16 protein-coding genes are annotated in these 20,979 nt (G+C 71.6%); 12 read left to right on the top strand and 4 right to left on the bottom strand.

Annotated elements, in window-relative coordinates; all coding sequences use genetic code 11:
• Positions 1 to 15: 15 nt before the first annotated feature.
• Positions 16 to 2,430: an MFS transporter gene (locus tag ACZ64A_RS02260; RefSeq protein ID WP_469807656.1), complete on the bottom strand. Its 2,415-nt coding sequence runs from the start codon at positions 2,428 to 2,430 to the stop codon at positions 16 to 18.
• Between the two features lie 161 nt (positions 2,431 to 2,591).
• Entirely contained in the window at positions 2,592 to 3,035 is a 444-nt protein-coding gene (locus tag ACZ64A_RS02255) for an SRPBCC family protein (protein WP_469807655.1), read from the bottom strand.
• A 201-nt stretch (positions 3,036 to 3,236) separates the two neighbouring features.
• Between ACZ64A_RS02255 and ACZ64A_RS02250 the strand changes: the two genes are divergently transcribed.
• From ACZ64A_RS02250 to ACZ64A_RS02240, 3 genes are all read left to right on the top strand, one after another.
• Positions 3,237 to 4,280, top strand: coding sequence for an Rv2578c family radical SAM protein (locus ACZ64A_RS02250; protein ID WP_469807654.1), 1,044 nt, complete (start codon positions 3,237 to 3,239; stop codon positions 4,278 to 4,280).
• Positions 4,281 to 4,416: 136 nt separating this feature from the next.
• The gene (locus ACZ64A_RS02245) at positions 4,417 to 5,985 is read left to right on the top strand and encodes an alpha/beta hydrolase (RefSeq protein WP_469807653.1); all 1,569 of its coding nucleotides are present in this window, start codon (positions 4,417 to 4,419) and stop codon (positions 5,983 to 5,985) included.
• A gap of 62 nt (positions 5,986 to 6,047) precedes the next feature.
• Positions 6,048 to 6,446: a RidA family protein gene (locus ACZ64A_RS02240; protein ID WP_469807652.1), complete on the top strand. Its 399-nt coding sequence runs from the start codon at positions 6,048 to 6,050 to the stop codon at positions 6,444 to 6,446.
• A gap of 169 nt (positions 6,447 to 6,615) precedes the next feature.
• Here ACZ64A_RS02240 and ACZ64A_RS02235 read toward each other — a convergent pair whose 3' ends face one another.
• Positions 6,616 to 7,188 carry an adenylosuccinate lyase gene (locus ACZ64A_RS02235; RefSeq protein WP_469807651.1) on the bottom strand — a complete coding sequence of 191 codons (573 nt, stop codon included), beginning with the start codon at positions 7,186 to 7,188 and terminating at the stop codon, positions 6,616 to 6,618.
• 406 nt (positions 7,189 to 7,594) lie between these two features.
• Here ACZ64A_RS02235 and ACZ64A_RS02230 point away from each other — a divergent pair, with 406 nt between their 5' ends.
• The 9 genes from ACZ64A_RS02230 to pssA all read left to right on the top strand — a co-directional run bounded on the left by ACZ64A_RS02230 (position 7,595) and on the right by pssA (position 18,555).
• Positions 7,595 to 9,400: a 3-hydroxyacyl-CoA dehydrogenase family protein gene (locus ACZ64A_RS02230; RefSeq protein WP_469807650.1), complete on the top strand. Its 1,806-nt coding sequence runs from the start codon at positions 7,595 to 7,597 to the stop codon at positions 9,398 to 9,400.
• A gap of 145 nt (positions 9,401 to 9,545) precedes the next feature.
• Positions 9,546 to 10,358, top strand: a complete 813-nt coding sequence (locus ACZ64A_RS02225; RefSeq protein ID WP_469807649.1) for a TetR family transcriptional regulator — start codon at positions 9,546 to 9,548, stop codon at positions 10,356 to 10,358.
• A gap of 425 nt (positions 10,359 to 10,783) precedes the next feature.
• Complete coding sequence (gene ccrA, locus ACZ64A_RS02220) at positions 10,784 to 12,121, top strand: crotonyl-CoA carboxylase/reductase (protein ID WP_469809029.1); 1,338 nt, start codon at positions 10,784 to 10,786, stop codon at positions 12,119 to 12,121.
• Between the two features lie 17 nt (positions 12,122 to 12,138).
• On the top strand, positions 12,139 to 14,187 hold the full coding sequence (locus tag ACZ64A_RS02215; protein ID WP_469807647.1) for a protein meaA: 2,049 nt from the start codon (positions 12,139 to 12,141) through the stop codon (positions 14,185 to 14,187).
• Positions 14,184 to 15,149: an HpcH/HpaI aldolase/citrate lyase family protein gene (locus ACZ64A_RS02210; RefSeq protein ID WP_469807646.1), complete on the top strand. Its 966-nt coding sequence runs from the start codon at positions 14,184 to 14,186 to the stop codon at positions 15,147 to 15,149. Before ACZ64A_RS02215 ends, ACZ64A_RS02210 begins: the two co-directional genes overlap by 4 nt.
• 5 nt (positions 15,150 to 15,154) lie before the next feature.
• Complete coding sequence (locus ACZ64A_RS02205) at positions 15,155 to 15,682, top strand: MaoC family dehydratase (RefSeq protein ID WP_469807645.1); 528 nt, start codon at positions 15,155 to 15,157, stop codon at positions 15,680 to 15,682.
• 2 nt (positions 15,683 to 15,684) lie between these two features.
• Positions 15,685 to 16,890 (top strand): acyl-CoA dehydrogenase family protein, encoded by a 1,206-nt coding sequence (locus tag ACZ64A_RS02200; RefSeq protein ID WP_094056016.1) that lies wholly within the window; start codon positions 15,685 to 15,687, stop codon positions 16,888 to 16,890.
• A gap of 170 nt (positions 16,891 to 17,060) precedes the next feature.
• On the top strand, positions 17,061 to 17,717 hold the full coding sequence (locus ACZ64A_RS02195; RefSeq protein WP_469807644.1) for a phosphatidylserine decarboxylase: 657 nt from the start codon (positions 17,061 to 17,063) through the stop codon (positions 17,715 to 17,717).
• A gap of 22 nt (positions 17,718 to 17,739) precedes the next feature.
• Positions 17,740 to 18,555, top strand: coding sequence for a CDP-diacylglycerol--serine O-phosphatidyltransferase (gene pssA / locus ACZ64A_RS02190; protein WP_103783613.1), 816 nt, complete (start codon positions 17,740 to 17,742; stop codon positions 18,553 to 18,555).
• 1,062 nt (positions 18,556 to 19,617) lie between these two features.
• Here pssA and ACZ64A_RS02185 read toward each other — a convergent pair.
• Positions 19,618 to 20,769, bottom strand: a complete 1,152-nt coding sequence (locus ACZ64A_RS02185; RefSeq protein WP_469807643.1) for a glycerate kinase — start codon at positions 20,767 to 20,769, stop codon at positions 19,618 to 19,620.
• Positions 20,770 to 20,979 lie beyond the last annotated feature (210 nt).

Genomic DNA, 20,979 nt, shown 5'->3' with positions numbered 1-20,979 from the left:
CCCTCGCCCTGCGGCTCAGTCCTCGTGGCCGAGTTGCAGGTCCCGTTCGGTCCGGCCGCCGCCGGCCACCTGCAGCACGGTGGCGACGGGCGGGTAGCCGGCGGCGATGACGGTGTACTCGCCGGACGACAGGTCGACGAAGCGGAACGTGCCGTCCGCGCCGGTGGTGAGGGTGTCGACGACGTTGCCTGCCGCGTCGAGCAGCGTCACGCGCGCGTCCTCCACCGCGCGTCCTCCGCTCGCCCGCACGGTGCCGCGCAGCACGGCGCCGCCCGCGAGTTCGATGTCCTGCCGGGTCTCGCGGGAGGCCTGCACGCTGACCGGGAGGGCGGCGGGGCGGTAGGCGGGGGCGCTGGCGGCGAGGGTGTACTCACCGGCGACGAGTTCGGTGATGACGTAGCCGCCCTCGCGGGCGCTGCGGGTGGTGGCGACGACCTCGCCGTGCACATTGGTGAGGGTGACGGTGGCGTCGCGCACCGGGGTGCCGTCGGCGGTGAGGACGCTACCCGCGAGGCGTCCGGCGCCGCCGAGGACGACGTCGAGCTCGACGGGCCGCTCGCCGACGGTCACGGAGACGGCCTGCGGCTGGTGGCCGCCCGCGGCGGCGATCAGGACGTACGCCCCAGGGCCGGGCGTGGCCAGCGCGTACCGCCCGTCCTCGCCGCTGGCGCCCCGGCCGATCTGCTGCCCGGCGACGTCGATGAGGGTGAGCGCCGCGCGGGGCACGACGGTGCCGTCGGGATGCTGCACGGTGCCGCAGACGGCGATGCCGGCGGTGTGGGGGGCGCGGGCCTGCGGGACGCTCGGGTGCCGGGGCCCGGTCTCCGTCTCGGGGGCGGGGGCGTTGTGGGACTCTGCGGTGGTCAACAGGGGGGTCTCCTTGAGGAAGAAGGCGATGAGCAGGCCGAGGACGAGCACCGGCACCAGGTAGAGGAAGATCCGCGGCATGGCGTCGGCGTACGCCTGGATGTAGGCGTCGCGCAGCGCGGGCGGCAGCCGGTGGACGAGCTGCGGGGTGATGGACTCGGCGTCGGGCAGGGCGCCGCCCGCGCGTGCCGGGAGGCGGTCGGCGAGGGCGTCGGTGAGGCGGTCGGCGAAGAGGGTGCCGAAGATCGCGGCGCCGACGCTGCCGCCGATCTGCCGGAAGTAGTTGTTGGCGCTGGTGGCGGTGCCGAGGTCGGCGGGGCGCACGGAGTTCTGCACGGCGAGCACCAGGACGGGCATCACCAGGCCGATGCCGGTGCCGAGGACGGCCATCCAGATGCTGTAGTGCAGCCGGGGGGTGTCCACTTCGAGCCGGGACAGCAGCCACATGCCGAGCGCGGAGACGGCGCCGCCGAGCACCGGGTAGAGCTTGTAGCGGCCGGTGTGGCTGATGAGCTGGCCGGAGATGACCGAGGCGCCGACGATGCCGCCCATCATGGGCAGCATCAGCAGGCCCGACTCGGTGGCGGAGGCCCCGTCGACCATCTGCAGGAAGGTCGGCAGATAGCTGGCGGCGCCGAAGAGGGCGACACCGATCACCAGGCCGACGAGCGCGGAGACGTTGAAGACGGAGTCGCGGAACAGCCGCAGCGGGATGAGGGGTTCGGCCGCGCGGTGCTCGGTGATCAGGAACAGTACGGCGGCGACGACCGCGCCGGCGCCGAGGCCGGCGATGACCCGCGAGCCCCAGGCGTACTCGGTGCCGCCCCAGCTGGTCAGCAGCACCAGACAGGTGGAGGCGGCGGCGAGCAGCAGGGTGCCGAGGATGTCGAAGCGGGGCCGGGCGGTGGGCTTCGGCAGTTTCAGCACGACGGTGACCACGGCGAGGGTGAGCAGGCCGAAGGGGACGTTGATGTAGAAGCACCAGCGCCAGGAGAGGTGGTCGGTGAAGTAGCCGCCGAGCAGGGGTCCGGCGACGGAGGCGAGGCCGAAGGCGGCGCCGATCAGGCCCATGAACCGGCCGCGCTGCCGTGGCGGCACGATGTCCGCGATGATCGCCTGGACGCCGATCATCAGGCCGCCCGCGCCGACGCCCTGCACCGCCCGGAAGGCGATCAGCTGGTCCATGCTCTGCGCCCGGCCGGCGAGCGCGGAGCCGATGACGAAGACGACGATCGCGAACTGGAAGACGCTCTTGCGGCCGAGCAGGTCACCGAGCTTGCCGTAGACGGGCAGGCCGACGGTGGAGGTGAGCAGATAGGCGGTGATCGCCCAGGACATCCGCTCCAGGCCGTGCAGCTCGCCGACGATCTTCGGCAGGGCGGTGGCGACGATCATCTGCTCGAGCGCGGCGAGCAGCAGCGCGAGCATCAGGCCGAGGAAGACCAGGCGCACCCGGCGGGGGCTGAGCCCGGCCGGATCGTCGGGCCCGGGCGCGGGAGGTCCGGGGGGCGCCACGACCGGCGCTTCCCGCAGCTCCTCCTGCGTCAGGGTGATCCCGCCCACGTGCCGCTCCCCTCGTCGCGCCTGCCACGCAATTCCCGCGTAAGGCGACAACTACGGGCAGGCGCGACGAGTTACGGCGAATCGGCGCGTCGAACGGAGATCCACTCGAACCGGTGATGGAGTCAACCGGAGGTCAACCCCGGTGGCTCACCGGCGACTTGTCACTTCTCGACCTCGGCGGCCAGCTTGGCGAGCAGCGCGTCGTAGATCCGGGCGAGCCCCTTGGGCGCGAAGGTCTTCTCGAAGAAGCCGCCGATGCCGCCGGCGCCCTTCCATGTGGTGGTCACCTGGACCCGGGACCTGCCCTCCCCGGCCGGGGTGACGGTCCAGGTGGTGACCATGGAGGAGTTGCGGTCCTTCTCCACCAGCTGCCCGTCGGTGGGCTCGGTCACCTCCATCAGGCAGTCGCGGATGCGCTTGCTGGTGGCCTGGAGCTTCCAGTGGACGAGGGTGCCCTCGCCGTCGCCGCCCTCGCGCACCTCGTACTCGCTGAAGTGCTCGGGCAGCAGCTTCTCGCGCGCGCCGCTGTAGTCGGCGAGGGTGTCGAACACCGTCTCCGGGTCCGCCGCGACGACCCGCTCGGTAGTGGCCTCGACCTGCGCCATCGGATCCCTCCAGGACCTCGTGTTCTCGGGTTGGGGCAAGCCAACCACCCCGCCGCGCGGGCACCCAAATCGGGGTGCCGGAAGTGATCGATCGAGGGTCTTCGGATGACCGGAGATGACGTTCGCACGATCATGGGAACAAGTGTTCTATTGTGTCGGCAGAGCCACCGCGACCTACGCCAGAGCTACCGAGGAGGCGTCATGCGCTGGGAGAACCTCACCGTGGACGCGGGCGAGCACAGCCGTGCCGACGACGCCGCGCTGTTCGGCGCCGACGCGGTGGTCCGCACCACCGTCGACACACCGGAGTTCCGCGGGATCACCTTCCACGAGATCCGGGCCCGCTCGATCATCAACCGCGTCCCCGGCGCCTCCCGCATGCCCTTCGAGTGGACGGTGAACCCCTACCGGGGCTGCTCGCACGCGTGCGTGTACTGCTTCGCCCGCAAGACGCACAGCTACCTGGACCTGGACACCGGGATCGGCTTCGACACCCAGATCGTGGTCAAGGTGAACGCGCCCGAGCTGCTGCGCCACCAGCTGGCCTCACCGCGCTGGCAGGGCGAGCACATCGCGATGGGCACCAACGTCGACTGCTACCAGCGCGCCGAGGGCCGCTACCGGCTGATGCCGGGCATCATCGGCGCCCTGCGCGACCGCGCGAACCCCTTCTCGATCCTGACCAAGGGCACGCTGATCCTGCGCGACCTGGAGCTGCTGAAGCAGGCGGCCGCGGTGACCGACGTCGGCATCTCCGTCTCGGTCGGCTTCACCGACGGCGAGCTGTGGCGCACGGTGGAGCCGGGCACCCCCGCCCCCGAGCGGCGCCTGGACGTCGTACGGACCCTGGCCGAGCACGGCATCGGGTGCGGGGTGCTGATGGCTCCGGTGATCCCGTTCCTCGGCGACCGGCCCGAGCAGCTGCGCGCGACCGTGCGGGCCATCGCGGAGGCCGGGGCGACCTCGGTGACACCGCTGGCGCTGCACCTGCGGCCCGGGGCGCGGGAGTGGTTCATGGCGTGGCTGCACAGGCACCACCCGTACCTGGTGCCGCGGTACGAGCGGCTGTACGCCGCGGGCGCCTACGCGCCGAAGTGGTACCAGCGCCGGATCACCCGTCAGGTGCACGAGCTGGCCCGGGAGTACGGCATCGGCCCGGCCGGCCCGGGCCTGCCCCGCCGGATCCGGCCCGTGCGCGCCACCGGGGCCCCGGCGCCGGAGCCCACCCAACTGTCGCTGATCTGAGAGCGTTCGAGGGCATCCGGCGGCCCATCCGGGTCAAGTATCGCCGGAACACGTTCTTCGGGGGTTCCTTGCCGGGACGATGCGGCGTGGACCGTGAATCTCGCGGTCCACCACCCTCCGTCCTGGGAGGACCCCCATGAGCAAACGCGCAGCCGCGCTGTGCGGCGCCGTCGCCGTGCTGGCCGGAGCCCTCACGGCGGCGCCCGCGCAGGCCCACGCCGCGCACGGCGCACCCGCCGCCCCTCTCACCTGGAAGAAGTGCGGCACCACCGACTATCCGACGCTCCAGTGCGCGTCCCTGACGGTGCCGCTGGACCACACGGCCCCGGACGGGCGGCAGATCACCCTGGCGCTCTCCCGGGTTCCGCACACCGCCCGGGCCTACCAGGGTCCGCTGCTGGTCAACCCCGGCGGTCCCGGCGGCAGCGGACTCAGCCTCGCCGGGTTCGTCGCCTCCTCGCTGCCCAAGGCGGTGGCGGCGCAGTACGACGTCATCGGGTTCGACCCGCGTGGCGTCGGCAAGTCCCGCCCCGCCCTGGACTGCGTGCCCGGCCACTTCAAGCCGGTGCGGCCCGACTCGGTGCCGGCCACCGGCGCCCTGGAGCAGGCGAACCTGCGCCGGGCCACGTCCTTCGCGACGGCCTGCGGCAGGAAGTACGCGGACCTGCTGCCCCACATGGACACCGTCAGCGCCGTGCGGGACATGGACGCCATCCGCGCCGCGACCGGCGCGCCGCAGCTCAACTACTTCGGTTACTCCTACGGCACCTACCTGGGCGCCGTCTACGCCCGGCTGTACCCGCAGCGGGTGCGCCGCCTGGTGCTGGACTCGATCGTCGACCCCACGGGTGTGTGGTACGACGACAACCTCACGCAGGACCTCGCCTTCAACGACCGCCACCGGGCGCTGATGTCGTGGATCGCGAAGTACGACGCCACCTACCACCTGGGCACCGACCCGGAGAAGGTGGAGGCGAGGTGGTACGCGATGCGGGCGGCCCTCGCGCACACACCGGCCCAGGGCAAGGTGGGCGCCTCCGAGCTGGAGGACACCTTCATCCCGGGCGGCTACTACAACGGCTACTGGCCCTACCTCGCCGAGGCGTTCTCGGCGTACGTCACGAAGAACGACACGGGTCCGCTGGTCGAGGCGTACGACAACTTCGGTGCGGTGAGCGCCTCCGGTGACAACGGCTACAGCGTCTACACCGCCGTGCAGTGCCGGGACGCCTCCTGGCCGCGCGAATGGCGGCAGTGGCGCAAGGACAACTGGGCGGTCCACGAGAAGGCGCCGTTCATGACCTGGAACAACGCCTGGTACAACGCGCCGTGCGCGTTCTGGCCGACGTCGGCGCAGCGACCGGTGAACGTGGCCAACGCGAGCCTGCCGCCGGCGCTGCTGTTCCAGGCGACGAACGACGCGGCGACCCCCTATCGCGGCGGTGCGACCGTGCACCGGCTGCTGGACCGCTCCAGCCTGGTCGTCGAGCAGGGTGGCGGCAACCACGGCATCACCCTCAGCGGCAACGCCTGCCTGGACCGGTATCTGACGGCGTATCTGGCCGACGGCACGGTGCCGCGCGGCGGCGGGGCGGTGGACGCGGTGTGCGCGACGCTGCCCGCCCCGAAGCCGCTCGGCACGAAGGAGGCGTCCAGCGGCTCACGCGGCTCGGCGCTGCACGGTCTGCTCGGCTTCCGCAGCTGAGCGGGCCTTTGACGTCCCGTCGGGGGCGGTGACCGTCGGACCCGTGCGCCATGATGGGACGCATGAGTCACCTGACGCGGATCACCGCCCCCGACGGAGTCGCGCCCGCGGCGCAGTACAGCCATGTGGTGATCGGCACGGGCCGCCTGGTCGCCGTCTCCGGACAGCTGGCGCTGGCCGAGGACGGCAGCGTGGTGGGCGAGGGCGACGCGGCCGCTCAGGCCCGCCAGGTCTTCGACAACCTCCGCCGCTGCCTGGCCGCGGCCGGGGCGAGCTTCGACGACGTCGTGAAACTCACCTACTTCGTCACGGACATGGCCCACCTGCCGGCGATCCGCGCGGCCCGCGCGGCGCACCTGCCGGACGACCGCCTGCCGGCGTCCTCGGCCGTCCAGGTGGCGGCGCTGGTACGCCCGGAGTTCCTGATGGAGATCGAGGCACTCGCGGTCACCCCGGCCTGACGCCCGTCGGGCGTGGCACGACGGTCACCACGGGCGGCCCCGGCGCAACGGCCCCCGCGGTGCCCGCGGTACTGCGAGCGCCGGGGCTGACCCCGGCGCCACGCGGGACGGCGGTCGCTCCGGCAGCGCGGCCGGGCTCACCGGTGCCCGGGCTCACCGTCGCCCGGGCTCACCGCTGCTGCGGGATGCGGGCCAGTGCGTGGACCGCCGCCTGGGCGAGGGACGGGTGGGCCAGGGCCTCGGTGAGGACCTCCCGGGCGCGGGCGTCGGCCAGGGTGCCGAGGCCCTCCACGCAGGCGAGGGCCACCCTGCGGTAGGGGTCGTGCGGCCTCAGGCGGCGGCGCAGCGTGGTGATCAGGGCGGGCACGGACTCCGGGGCGTCCAGCGCGACCAGCAGGCGGACGGGGTGCAGGGCGTAGGCCACGCGCAGTTCGTTGGTGGCGAGGGCGGCCGCGGCGCGGGCGGTGCGCGGGTCGCCGAGGCGGGCCAGGGCGTGCGCGGCGGACGCGCAGCGCTCGGGATCGCGGTGGTTGAGCAGCAGGACGAGGGCCTCGAAGGCGCGCCGGTCGCCGGCGCGGCCCAGCCGGAAGGCGGCGAGCTCGCGGGCCCACAGCGGTTCCGCGGGCGCGGTCAGTACCCGGGCCAGCGCATCGGCGTCCGCGGTGAGCAGCCGTTCGAAGTCCGGGCCGCCTCCCGACTCCCGCCGTAAGCGCTCCGTGAGCGCTCGCAACTCTTCGTCCATGCCTGAGAGGGTAGGGCGCCCGCGGCGCCGAGGGACGTACATCACAAAGTCCGGGGGCTGGCGCGCTCGTTACCCGCCGGTTAAGCTCAAGCGAGCGAGTTACCCACTCGCACCCCTCCCCGTGACGGTTTGGTGACGCAGCCCCACGGGAGCAGTCGGTTCGGTACGTCATGTACCGCAGTGCGACCCGGCCTCGGGACAGGGCCGGTCGGTTCTCCGCCGTGCGACGGGCGTGTGCACGCCCGCCCCACCCCTCGGGTCCACCCCGAGCGGGGCACGCGACGGCACCGGGCGTGTGCGCTCAGCAGCCCGGACATCACACCCGCACTCCTGCACGCACCCGGTGCGCCCCCGCGGCGCACCCGGGCGCTCTCCTCGTCGTCACCCTCATTCCTGGAGTCCCGCGATGGCCACTCCCCTGTCCCCCAGTTCTCCCTCCGCGCTGCAGAAGATCGCCGTCGTCGGTCTCGGCACCATGGGCACCGGCATCACCGAGGTCCTGGTCCGCGCCGGCCGCGAGGTGACCGGCATCGACATCAGCGAAGCCCAGGCGGCCCAGTGTCTGGCCGCGCTGGAGGCGTCCACCGCCCGTGCCGTCGAGCGCGGCCGGCTGACCGGGCAGGAGCGCGCCGACGCCCTCGCCCGGGTCCGGACCACCACCGAGCTGTCCGCCGCGGCGGACGCCGACCTCGTCATTGAGGTGGCGCCGGAGTCGTACGAGGTCAAGCAGCAGATCTTCCGTGAGCTGGACGGGATCGTGCGCCCCGAGGCGATCCTCGCGACCGGCACCAACGCCCTGTCCGTGACCCGGCTGGCCGCCGACTCGGCCCGCCCGGAGCGGGTGCTGGGCCTGCACTTCTTCAACCCGGCGCCGGCCATGAAGCTGGTCGAGGTCGTCTCGTGCGTGCTGACCGCGCCGCAGGCCGTCGCCGCGGTCACCGACCTGGCGCTCGAGCTGGGCAAGGAGCCGGTGGCGGTCGGTGACCGTCCCGGGTTCGTGGCGGACGGGCTGCTGTTCGGCTACCTCAACCAGGCGGCCGCGATGTACGAGGCGAAGTACGCCTCGCGGGAGGACATCGACGCGGCGATGCGGCTCGGCTGCGGCCTGCCGATGGGCCCGCTGGCGCTGCTCGACCTGATCGGTATCGACACCGCGCGCACCGTCCTGGAGGCGATGTACGCCGAGTCCCGGGACCGGCTGCACGCCCCGGCGCCGATCCTGAAGCAGCTCAGCGAGGCGGGCCTGACCGGCCGCAAGACGGGCCGCGGCTTCTACACCTACGAGGCCCCCGGCAGCGCGACCGTGGTGCGGGACGCCCTGACCCCGCTGGAGGGCGGCTCGCCGACCGCCGGCCGCCCGGTGCGCTCGGTCGGCGTCGCGGGCTCGGGCACCATGGCGTCCGGCATCGCCGAGGTCTTCGCCAAGGCCGGTTACGAGGTCGTCCTCGCCGCCCGCAGCGAGGAGAAGGCGCAGACCGCGAAGGCCCGTATCGGCAAGTCGCTGGCCCGCTCGGTCGACAAGGGCCGGATGACCGCCGAGGCCGCCGCCCAGACCCTGGAGCGGATCACCCCGGCGGGCTCCTACGACGCGTTCGCCGACGTGGACCTGGCCGTCGAGGCCGTCGCGGAGGACCTGGAGGTCAAGCAGCAGCTGTTCGCGGCGCTGGACAAGGTCTGCAAGCCGGGCGCGGTCCTCGCGACGACGACGTCCTCGCTGCCGGTCGTCGCCTGCGCCCGTGCCACCTCGCGTCCGCAGGACGTGATCGGCATGCACTTCTTCAACCCGGCGCCGGCGATGAAGCTGGTCGAGGTGGTCCGTACGGTGCTCACCGCTGACGACGTGCACGCCACCGTCCGCGAGGTCTGCGCCAAGATCAGGAAGCACGCCGTGGACTGCGGCGACCGGGCCGGGTTCATCGTGAACGCGCTGCTCTTCCCGTACCTGAACAACGCGATCAAGATGGTCCAGGAGCACTACGCCTCCCTCGACGACATCGACGCGGCGATGAAGCTGGGCGGCGGCTACCCGATGGGTCCGTTCGAGCTGCTGGACGTCGTCGGCCTGGACGTCTCGCTGGCCATCGAGAAGGTGCTGCACCGCGAGTTCCGCGACCCGGGCCTCGCGCCCGCGCCGCTCCTGGAGCACCTGGTGGCCGCGGGCTGCCTCGGCCGCAAGACGGGCCGCGGCTTCCGCGAATATGCCCGCCGCTGAGCATTCCGGCGAGTGGTACGGGACGGATCCGGACCGCGCGGACTGGGGCGGGCTGCTGGATCCGGCCACCCCTCCCCCGCCCTTCACGGGCGGGGGAAGCCCCGGACCTGCACAGAGAGCCGCGCCCATGCAGTACGTTCGGGTCATGTCCCAGCCCGCCAAGTCCTCACGTACCACCGCCACGCCCGACGCGCCGGAAACCGCCGCGGGCTCCCGCGCGGCTGCCCAGCGGCTGAAAATGCGCCGAGAACTGGCGGCCGCCGCGATGGAGCTCTTCGCGACGAAGGGGTACGAGGCGACCACCGTCGACGAGATCGCCGCCGCGGCCGGCGTCGCCCGCCGCACCTTCTTCCGCCACTTCCGTTCCAAGGAAGAGGCGATCTTCCCGGACCACGACGACACCCTGGTCCGCGCCGAGGCGGTGCTCAACGCCGCCCCGGCGCACGAGCACCCGCTGGACACGGTGTGCCGCGGCATCAAGGAAGTCATGAAGATGTACGCGGCCCGCCCGGAGATCTCCGTGGCCCGCTACAAGCTCACGCGCGAGGTGCCCACCCTGCGCGAGGCCGAGATCGCCTCGGTGGCCCGCTACGAGCGTCTGTTCACCCGCTATCTGCTCGGGCACTTCGACGAGCACGCGCACGACGACGACGCCAACGACGACCCGCTGCTGGCCGAGGTCGCCGCGTCGGCGGTGGTCACCGCGCACAACCACGTGCTGCGGCGGTGGCTGCGGGCCGGCGGGCAGGGGGACGTGGAGGCGCAGCTCGACCACGCCTTCGCGATCGTGCGCAAGACGTTCGGCACGGGGATCATGGCCGGGCGGTCGGCGCCGCCCGCGCCCCCGACCGCCGCGACGACGTCCGCGCAGGGCGAGGTACTGGTGACGGTCGCCCGCACCGACGCCCCGCTGGAGGAGGTCATGCGGACCATCGAGCAGGCGCTCAAGGAGCGCTGAGCGCCCCTTCCCTCCTGTGATGACGGCCACCCTTCGGGGTGGCCGTTTTGGCATGTCACGAGCCGTTTTCGACCGGCTCTCCGGCGGCATTCGATCGATCATCGCTCATTTGTTACGTAAAGATTTCATCTGAGAGGAAGTTCTGGCACTCAGTGCCTTGTCACCTGACACGCTGTGCCATACGTTGAGAGTGTTCCGGGCGGCCGGCACACAGCGAAACCGCGATGTGCCGGCTGTCCCCGCAAGCCGGAAGGCGTGCGCGCCCGGACGCCTGCGTCACAGGCACCCTCCCGCGCCACAAAGCGCTGCCGAACCAGCACCACCCGCCGAACCGACGGCACACCCCTCGCAACCCTCAGCAGCACCGACGTACCCATCGGCGCCCCTCCCTCAGGGCGCTCACCGCCGGAGGCAACACCGTGACCATGAAGGACATCCTGGCCGCGATCCAGTCGCCCGAGTCCACCTCGGCCGACTTCGCCAACCTGCCGCTCCCCGAGTCGTACCGCGCGATCACCGTCCACAAGGACGAGGCGGAGATGTTCGCGGGGCTCAACAGCCGCGACAAGGACCCCCGCAAGTCGATCCACCTGGACGACGTTCCGGTGCCCGAGCTCGGCCCGGGCGAGGCCCTGGTGGCCGTCATGGCCTCCTCGGTCAACTACAACTCCGTGTGGACCTCGATCTTCGAGCCGGTGTCGACCTTCGCGTTCCTGGAGCGCTACGGCAAGCTGTCCCCGCTGACCAAGCGGCACGACCTGCCGTACCACATCATCGGCTCCGACCTGGCCGGCGTCGTCCTGCGCACGGGCCCCGGCGTCAACGCCTGGCAGGCCGGCGACGAGGTCGTCGCGCACTGCCTGAGCGTCGAGCTGGAGTCGCCCGACGGCCACGACGACACCATGCTCGACCCCGAGCAGCGCATCTGGGGCTTCGAGACCAACTTCGGTGGCCTCGCCGAGATCGCCCTGGTGAAGACCAACCAGCTGATGCCCAAGCCCAAGCACCTGAGCTGGGAGGAGGCCGCCGCCCCGGGGCTGGTGAACTCCACCGCCTACCGGCAGCTCGTCTCCCGCAACGGCGCGGCGATGAAGCAGGGCGACAACGTCCTGATCTGGGGCGCCTCCGGCGGCCTCGGCTCCTACGCCACCCAGTTCGCCCTGGCCGGCGGCGCCAACCCGGTCTGTGTCGTCTCCTCCCCGGAGAAGGCCGAGATCTGCCGGAAGATGGGCGCCACGGCGATCATCGACCGCAACGCCGAGGGCTACAAGTTCTGGAAGGACGAGCACACCCAGGACCCCAAGGAGTGGAAGCGCTTCGGCAAGCGCATCCGCGAGCTCACCGGCGGCGAGGACATCGACATCGTCTTCGAGCACCCGGGCCGCGAGACCTTCGGTGCCTCGGTCTACGTCACCCGCAAGGGCGGCACCATCACCACCTGCGCCTCGACCTCGGGCTACATGCACGAGTACGACAACCGCTACCTGTGGATGTCGCTGAAGCGGATCATCGGCTCGCACTTCGCCAACTACCGCGAGGCCTACGAGGCCAACCGCCTCATCGCCAAGGGCAAGATCCACCCGACGCTGTCGAAGACGTACTCCCTGGAGGAGACCGGCCAAGCGGCCTACGACGTCCACCGCAACCTGCACCAGGGCAAGGTCGGCGTGCTGTGCCTGGCGCCCGAGGAGGGCCTCGGCGTGCGCGACCACGAGATGCGCGCGCAGCACATCGACGCCATCAACCGCTTCCGGAACGTCTGAGCACCCCGAGGTCATAGATGACTGAGCGTCAGCCCGCCGAAGGCAGGCGGGAGAAGGACCGGCCGTGGCTCATGCGCACGTACGCCGGTCACTCCACGGCCGAGGCGTCCAACGAGCTGTACCGGCGCAACCTCGCCAAGGGCCAGACGGGCCTGTCGGTGGCGTTCGACCTGCCGACGCAGACCGGCTACGACTCCGACCACATCCTCGCCCGCGGCGAGGTCGGCCGGGTGGGCGTGCCCGTCGCGCACCTCGGTGACATGCGCCGGCTGTTCCAGGACATCCCCCTGGAGCAGATGAACACCTCGATGACGATCAACGCCACCGCCATGTGGCTGCTGGCGCTCTACCAGGTCGTCGCCGAGGAGCAGGGCGCGGACATCACCAAGCTCCAGGGCACGACCCAGAACGACATCGTCAAGGAGTACCTGTCCCGCGGGACGCACGTCTTCCCGCCGGGCCCGTCGCTCCGCCTGACGACGGACATGATCGCGTACACGGTCTCCCACATCCCGAAGTGGAACCCGATCAACATCTGCAGCTACCACCTGCAGGAGGCCGGGGCCACGCCGGTGCAGGAGATCGCGTACGCGATGTCCACCGCGATCGCCGTGCTCGACGCCGTGCGCGACTCCGGCCAGGTGCCGCAGGAGCGCATGGGCGACGTGGTCGCCCGGATCTCCTTCTTCGTGAACGCGGGCGTCCGCTTCGTCGAGGAGATGTGCAAGATGCGCGCCTTCGGCCGCATCTGGGACCAGGTCACCCGCGAGCGGTACGGCATCGAGAACCCCAAGCAGCGCCGCTTCCGCTACGGCGTCCAGGTCAACTCGCTCGGTCTGACCGAGGCGCAGCCGGAGAACAACGTCCAGCGGATCGTGCTGGAGATGCTGGCGGTCACCCTCTCCAAGGACGCACGCGCGCGTGCCGTGCAGCTGCCCGCCTGGAACGAGGCGCTCGGCCTGCCCCGCCCCTGGGACCAGCAGTGGAGCCTGCGCATCCAGCAGGTGCTGGCGTACGAGAGCGACCTGCTGGAGTACGACGACATCTTCGAGGGCTCGAAGGTGATCGAGGCGAAGGTGGAGCAGCTGGTCGCCGACTCCCTCGCGGAGATGGACCGGATCGAGGAGATGGGCGGCGCGATGGCCGCCGTGGAGTCCGGCTATCTGAAGTCGCAGCTGGTCTCCTCGCACGCCGAGCGCCGGGCCCGGATCGAGTCCGGGCAGGAGAAGATCGTCGGCGTCAACATCTTCGAGTCGACCGAGCCCAACCCGCTGACCGCCGACCTGGACACCGCGATCCAGACGGTCGACCCGGCGGTCGAGGCCCAGGTCATCGCCTCGCTCCAGCACTGGCGGGACACCCGCTACCAGCCGCCCTTCAACCACCCGCGCCCGTGCAAGGCGCTGGAGAAGCTGAAGGAGGCCGCGAAGGGCACCGACAACCTCATGGAGGCCACCCTGGAGTGCGCCCGCGCCGGCGTGACGACCGGCGAGTGGGCCGGGGCGCTGCGCGAGGTGTTCGGCGAGTTCCGCGCTCCGACGGGCGTGTCCTCCGCGCCCGTCGCCGTCACGGCCGAGGCGGGCTCGGCGCTCGCCGGGGTGCGCCGCAAGGTGGAGCTGACGGCCAAGGACCTGGGCGTGGGCAAGCTGCGCTTCCTGGTCGGCAAGCCGGGCCTGGACGGGCACTCCAACGGCGCCGAGCAGATCGCCGTGCGGGCCCGTGACGCCGGCTTCGAGGTGGTCTACCAGGGCATCCGGCTCACCCCGGAGCAGATCGTGGACGCGGCCCTGGCCGAGGACGTGCACGCGGTGGGCCTGTCCATCCTGTCCGGCTCGCACGCGCAGCTGGTGCCGGACGTGCTGGACCGGCTGCGTGTGGCCGGTGCCACAGATATACCCGTGATCGCGGGTGGCATCATCCCCAGCGGGGACGCCGCGCAGCTCAGGGCCGCCGGAGTGGCCGCCGTCTTCACCCCGAAGGACTTCGACATCACCGGCATCATCGGCCGCATCGTCGACGAGATCCGGACAGCGAACAAGCTCGACCCCCTGGAGGTCCCCGCATGATCACGCCTGTCAACCGCCTTCGCCCGCGGCGTTCCTGCCTGGCGGTGCCGGGCTCGAACCCGCGCTTCCTGGAGAAGGCCCAGGGCCTCCCCGCCGACCAGGTCTTCCTCGACCTGGAGGACGCCTGCGCGCCGCTCGCCAAGCCCGAGGCGCGGCACACCATCGTCAAGTTCCTCAACGAGGGCGACTGGACCGGCAAGACGAGGGTCGTGCGGGTCAACGACTGGACGACCGAGTGGACGTACCGGGACGTCGTGACGGTCGTCGAGGGCGCGGGGCAGAACCTCGACTGCATCATGCTGCCGAAGGTGCAGAGCGCCGAGCAGATCGTCGCCCTCGACCTGCTGCTGACGCAGATCGAGAAGACGATGGGCTTCGAGGTCGGCAAGATCGGCATCGAGGCGCAGATCGAGAACGCGCAGGGCCTGAACAACGTCAACGCGATCGCGCAGGCCTCCCCGCGCGTCGAGACGATCATCTTCGGCCCGGCCGACTTCATGGCGTCGATCAACATGAAGTCGCTGGTCGTGGGCGAGCAGCCGCCCGGCTACCCGGCGGACGCCTACCACTACATCCTGATGAAGATCCTGATGGCCGCCCGCGCCAACAACCTCCAGGCGATCGACGGCCCCTACCTGCAGATCCGCAACGTCGAGGGCTACCGCGAGGTCGCGCAGCGCGCCGCCGCGCTCGGCTTCGACGGCAAGTGGGTGCTGCACCCGGGCCAGGTCGAGGCGTCCAACGAGATCTTCTCGCCGTCCCAGGAGGACTACGACCACGCCGAGCTGATCCTGGACGCGTACGACTACTACACGTCCGAGGCGGGCGGCAAGAAGGGCTCCGCGATGCTCGGCGACGAGATGATCGACGAGGCCAGCCGCAAGATGGCCCTGGTCATCTCCGGCAAGGGCCGGGCCGCCGGCATGCAGCGCACGTCGAAGTTCGAGATCCCGGAGGCCTGAGCGCGATGCAGTTCGGACGCACCTACGAGGAGTTCGAGGTCGGGGCGACGTACAAGCACTGGCCGGGCAAGACGGTCACGGAGTACGACGACCACCTGTTCTGTCTCCTCACCATGAACCACCACCCGCTCCACATGGACACGAACTATGCGGAGAAGACGACGGACTTCGGCAAGAACGTCGTCGTCGGGAACTACATCTACTCCCTGCTGCTCGGGATGAGCGTGCCGGACATCTCCGGCAAGGCGATCGCCAACCTGGAGATCGAGTCGCTCAAGCACGTGGCGCCGACCTTCCACGGCGACACGATCTACGGCGAGACGACGGTCCTGGACAAGTGGCCGTCGAAGTCGAAGAACGACCGCGGCATCGTCTACGTCGAGACCAAGGGCTACAAGCAGGACGGCACGCTCGTCTGCGTCTTCCGCCGCAAGGTGATGGTGCCGACCGAGACGTACATCAAGGAGCGCGGCGGCGAGCAGCCGGGCCGCCCGGAGCTCCGTGACATTTCAAAGCGTGAGCAGGAGAAGTAGAGATGGCCCGTCTCGCCCAGACCGCCGGTCTGACCGACGTCCAGCAGGAGATCCTCTCCACCGTCCGGGACTTTGTCGACAAGGAGATCATTCCTGTCGCCACGGAGCTGGAGCACCGCGACGAGTACCCGCAAGCGATCGTCGACGGGCTGAAGGAACTCGGCCTGTTCGGCCTGATGATCCCCGAGGAGTACGGGGGTCTGGGCGAGTCGCTCCTCACCTACGCCCTGTGCGTGGAGGAGATCGCCCGCGGCTGGATGTCCGTGTCCGGCATCATCAACACACACTTCATCGTCGCGTACATGCTCAAGCAGCACGGCACGCAGGAGCAGAAGGACCACTTCCTGCCGAGGATGGCGGCCGGCGACATCCGCGGCGCCTTCTCGATGTCGGAGCCGGGTCTGGGCTCCGACGTGTCGGCCATCACCTCCAAGGCGGTGAAGGACGGCGACGAGTACGTCCTGAACGGCCAGAAGATGTGGCTGACGAACGGCGGCACGTCCTCGCTCGTGGCGGTGCTCGTCCGCAGTGACGAAGGACACCCCGAGGGCACGGCCCCGCACAAGTCGATGACCACCTTCCTCGTTGAGAAGGAGCCCGGCTTCGGTGAGGTCCGCCCCGGCCTGACCATCCCGGGCAAGATCGACAAGATGGGCTACAAGGGCGTCGACACCACCGAGCTGATCATGGACGGCCTGCGGATCCCGGCCGACCGGGTGCTCGGCGGGGTCACCGGCCGAGGTTTTTACCAAATGATGGACGGCGTGGAGGTCGGCCGCGTCAATGTCGCGGCGCGTGGCTGCGGTGTCGCGCAGCGTGCCTTCGAGCTGGGCGTGCAGTACGCGCAGCAGCGCCACACGTTCGGCAAGCCGATCGCCCAGCACCAGGCGATCCAGTTCAAGCTCGCCGAGATGGCCACCAAGGTGGAGGCCGCGCATGCGATGATGGTGAACGCAGCGCGCAAAAAGGACTCTGGTGAACGAAACGACCTCGAGGCAGGGATGGCGAAGTACCTCGCCTCCGAGTACTGCAAGGAGGTCGTGGAGGATGCCTTCCGGATCCACGGCGGTTACGGCTTCTCCAAGGAGTATGAGATCGAGCGCCTCTACCGTGAGGCCCCGATGCTGCTCATCGGTGAAGGTACCGCCGAGATCCAGAAAATGATCATCGGGCGCAGGCTGCTCGAAGAGTATCGGTTCCAGGGCTGATTGTCCGGGTACGGGGTGTTATCTCCGGGAGGAAGATCACACCCCGTAGGCACTCTTCGGACGCCGACTCGGCTTCCTGCCTTACCCAGTTGTGCCCGTGAACCGCTACGATCGCGGAAAGCCGCCGTCCCCCTCCTGAAGCGCGGCATCATCCGCTACGAAGGTCATCCATGCCCCACAGCCAAACCTCTGCATCTCGCGACAGCCGGGCCGGCGTACGCCTCGCGCGCGGAGCATCGCCGTGGCTTCTCCCGACCGTCGCCACCGCAGCCCTCAGCCTGGTCCGGGCCCGCCGCTCCGGCGCCGCCAGGGCCGTCGCCGTTCCCGCCACCGCGCTCGCGGCGGGGATGCTGTGGTTCTTCCGCGACCCCGAGCGCGAGATCACCCAGGGCCGGGTCATCTCCCCGGCCGACGGTGTGGTGCAGAGCATCATGCCGTGGAAGGACGGCCGGACCCGGGTCGCGATCTTCATGAGCCCGCTCAACGTCCACGTCAACCGCGCCCCCCTGGCCGGCACCGTGACGTCGGTCGAGCACATCCCGGGCGGCTTTGTTCCGGCTTTCAACAAGGAGAGCGAGAACAACGAGCGCGTAGTCTGGCATTTCGACACCGAACTCGGCGACATCGAGATGATCCAGATCGCCGGCGCGGTGGCCCGTCGCATCGTGCCGTACATCCCGCAGGGGACGAAGGTCGAGCAGGGCGACCGGATCGGGCTGATCCGCTTCGGCTCGCGTGTCGATCTCTACCTGCCGGAGGGTGTGGAGGTCGCGGTCGAGGTCGGTCAGAAGACCGTGGCTGGGGTGACTCGCATTGACCGTGATTGATCCGCAGACTCAGTCGGGCTGGGTGCCGGAGGCGGCCGAGGAGGACGAGGAGGAGATGCCCCTCTCCCTCCGCCTCTCAATAGCGGACACCCTGACCCTCGGTAACGCCACGTGCGGCTTCATGGCGGTGTACTTCACCACCACCGGCATCCTGATCCCGCACCTGACCGGCAGCCAGGAGTCCGGCATGGCCCGCCACAGCGCGGCCACGGCGGTCATCCTGATGCTCTGCGCGGCGGTCTTCGACCTCTTCGACGGTCTGGTGGCGCGCAAGCTGCGCTCCTCGCCGATGGGCGCGGAACTGGACAACCTGTCCGACCTGATCAGCTTCGGCCTGGCCCCGGCGTACTTCGTCCTGGTCTACGGCATGGTCGCCGACGACGCCCACCAGAGAGTGGCCGCGGTCGGCGCGATCGTCGTTCTGCTGGCGGTGGTGCTGCGTCTCGCGCGCTTCTCGTGCGTGACGGTGAAGGACGGGACCTTCCAGGGCATGCCGAGCCCCTTCGGGGCGCTGACGGTCGTGGCGATCGTCCTGCTGGAGCTGCCGTTCGCGGCGACGCTGCTGGCGATCATCGGTACGGCGTGGCTGATGGTGAGCCGCGTGGAGTACCCCAAGCCGCGCGGGCGTCTCGCGGTGGCGATGCTCTCCTGGATCGTGCTCAGCATGGGTCTGCTGGCCGCGTGGGCCTTCGGCGCGCCGAGCGGGCAGCTGCTGCTGCAGACCGGCTGCGCGCTGCAGCTGGTGATGGGCGCGGTCATCCCGCTCTTCGCCACGGCCCGGCGAGTGAACAACTTCCGCGACAACCGACGCGAGGCAAGGGCAGCGCAGCTGCCGTGACGCTCCGCTGCGAAGGGCCCCGGACCATTGGGTTCGGGGCCCTTCGCCGTGTGCGGGGCCGTGAGCCGCGGTAACTGCGTCGCGGTGATCGTGCGTCGCGGCGACCGTGGAGGCAGGCACGGTAGAGAGGCCGGGTGGGTGAGGGCACGGGGCGAAGCGCCGTTTGAGACACGGCTAGGCGCGCCAGGGCCGGACGCCTGCGGCGGGGCCGCCCGCGGGGCTCCGGGAGCGCCCCCAGGACTGCCCGGGCGGAAGGCGCAGGGAGGCCCGGCTCGGGCGGAGGCGGCGCACTCGGGCAGGGCTCGGGGCCTCGGGCGGCGGCGCAGCGCGCGGGGAAGCGGGCCGAGGACAGGGCCCGGCGCGCCGGGGCCCGGATGTCGGCGGCGGCGCCGCCCTGCGGTCAGGAGGCAGCTTCCGGGAGCGCCCCCCGGGGCTACCGCAGCCACGCGGCGTGCGGAGGGAGGCCCGCTCGGGCGGAGGCGGCGCACTCGTGCAGCGCACGGCAGCGCTGCGCGGCACCCGGGGCAGCGTCCGGCGCTCCCGGGCAGTGTCCAGCGCCGCGGGCGGCGCCGACGCGGTGCCCGGGGCGAACCGGCCGAGGACAGGGCCCGGCGCGCCGAGGCCCGGAGGCCGGCGGCGGAGCCGCCCACGATCGGGAAGCAGCGCCGGGGAGCGCGCTCCCAGGGCTGCCCAGGCGGCGTGCGCAGGGAGGCGCGGCTCGGGCGGAGGCGGCGCGCTCGGGCAGCGCGCGGCGCCCGGGCAGCGCACGGGGCAGCGTCCGGCGCTCCCGGGCAGCGCTCGGGGCCTCGGGCGGCGTCGGCGCGGCGCACGGGCGAAGCCGGCCGAGGACAAGGCTCGGCGCGCCGAGATGTCGGGGCCGACGCAGCGCACGGGGCGGCGTCCGGCGCTTCGGGCGGTGCCTGCGCAGCGCGCTCGGAGTCTGGGTGCCGGCCGGCGTAGGCACGGCGACGGCCCCGGGGGCGGTCGCCCGGAAGGCGCCGTCCCCCGGGGCCACCGGTGGATCATGAGGGGAACGGGCAGGCCCCGGGCCCCCCTGGGGGGTCAGTTCAGGTAGTCCTTCGCGATTTGTTCCGCCACGCGCTCCAGGATCGGGCCGGCGTCGGCGATGCACTTCGCCACGTCCGGCTCGATCTCCGTCAGGGGGTAGGCGCGGCGGATGCCCGCGCGGCCCAGGGCCTCGTGCGCCAGGGCCAGGCGGCCGCAGACCGCGACGACCTCCTTGTCCGCCGCCCGCGCCGCCGCGGCGACGCCCGCCGGGGCCTTGCCGTGCAGGGTCTGCTCGTCCAGGGAGCCCTCGCCGGTGATCACCAGCGTCGCCCGCTCCAGGGCCGGGGCGAAGCCCAGCACGTCCAGCATCAGCTCGATGCCGGGGCGGAAGCTCGCGCCGAGCAGCAGGGCGCCGTAGCCGATGCCGCCCGCGCCACCGGCGCCCGGGGACGCGGCGAGCTCGGTGGCCTTGGGGCCGATGGCCTTCTCCAGGACCTGCGCGTAGTGGGCGAGGGCCGCGTCGAGGGTCGCCACGTCCTCCTCGGAGGCGCCCTTCTGCGGTCCGTACACCGCGGCGCAGCCCTTCGGGCCGGTGAGCGGGTTGTCCACGTCACTGGCGAGGACGAAGTCCACGTCGGCGAAGCGGGGGTCCACGCCGGACAGGTCCGCCGAGGCGAGGTCCGCCAGCGCGCCGCCGCCCGGGCCGACCGGTACGCCGTCGGCGTCCAGGAACACCGCGCCGAGGGCGGCCAGCATGCCGGCGCCGCCGTCGGTGGTGGCGCTGCCGCCCACACCGAAGACGATCGTGCGGGCACCCGCGTCCAGCGCGGCCTTCAGCACCTCGCCGGAGCCGTAGGTCGTGGCGGTCAGGGGGGCGAAGACGCCCGCCGGGAGCAGCTGGAGGCCCGAGGCCTCGGCCATCTCCACCACCGCGGTGCCGTCGCGCAGCGCGAAGGCAGCCGTGACCGGCTCGCCGAGCGGGCCGGTGACCCGGACCTCCCGGCGTTCGAAGCCGGCCGCGACGGCGGCCGCGACCGTGCCGTCCCCGCCGTCCGCGACGGGGAGGGTCTCGACCTCCAGGCCGGGTACGACCCGGCGCAGCCCGGCCGTCACCCGCTGGGCGACCTCCACCGCCGTCAGCGAGCCCTTGAACTTGTCCGCGGCAACGAGCACCCGCCGGGTGCCCTCCACAGCAGCGTCCGCCACCTTGCTATCCCCTTGCTCTCCGGGCCCGGCGCATGCCGGGGCCAGTCGCGCCGCTGCGACCATAACCGGAGGACACCCCTTACGTCATGCCCCGCCCGCTGGCTGGAACGCCCGCCCGCCTGCGCAGACCCGGTCGCCGCGCCCGCACAGAGCCGGCCGCCCCGCCCGCGCAGACCCGGCCGCCCCGCCTGCGCAGACCCCGTCGCGAGC

It is taken from the genome of Streptomyces sp. NPDC104814, assembly GCF_055583185.1.
This window is presented reverse-complemented; position numbering and strand designations above follow the sequence as displayed.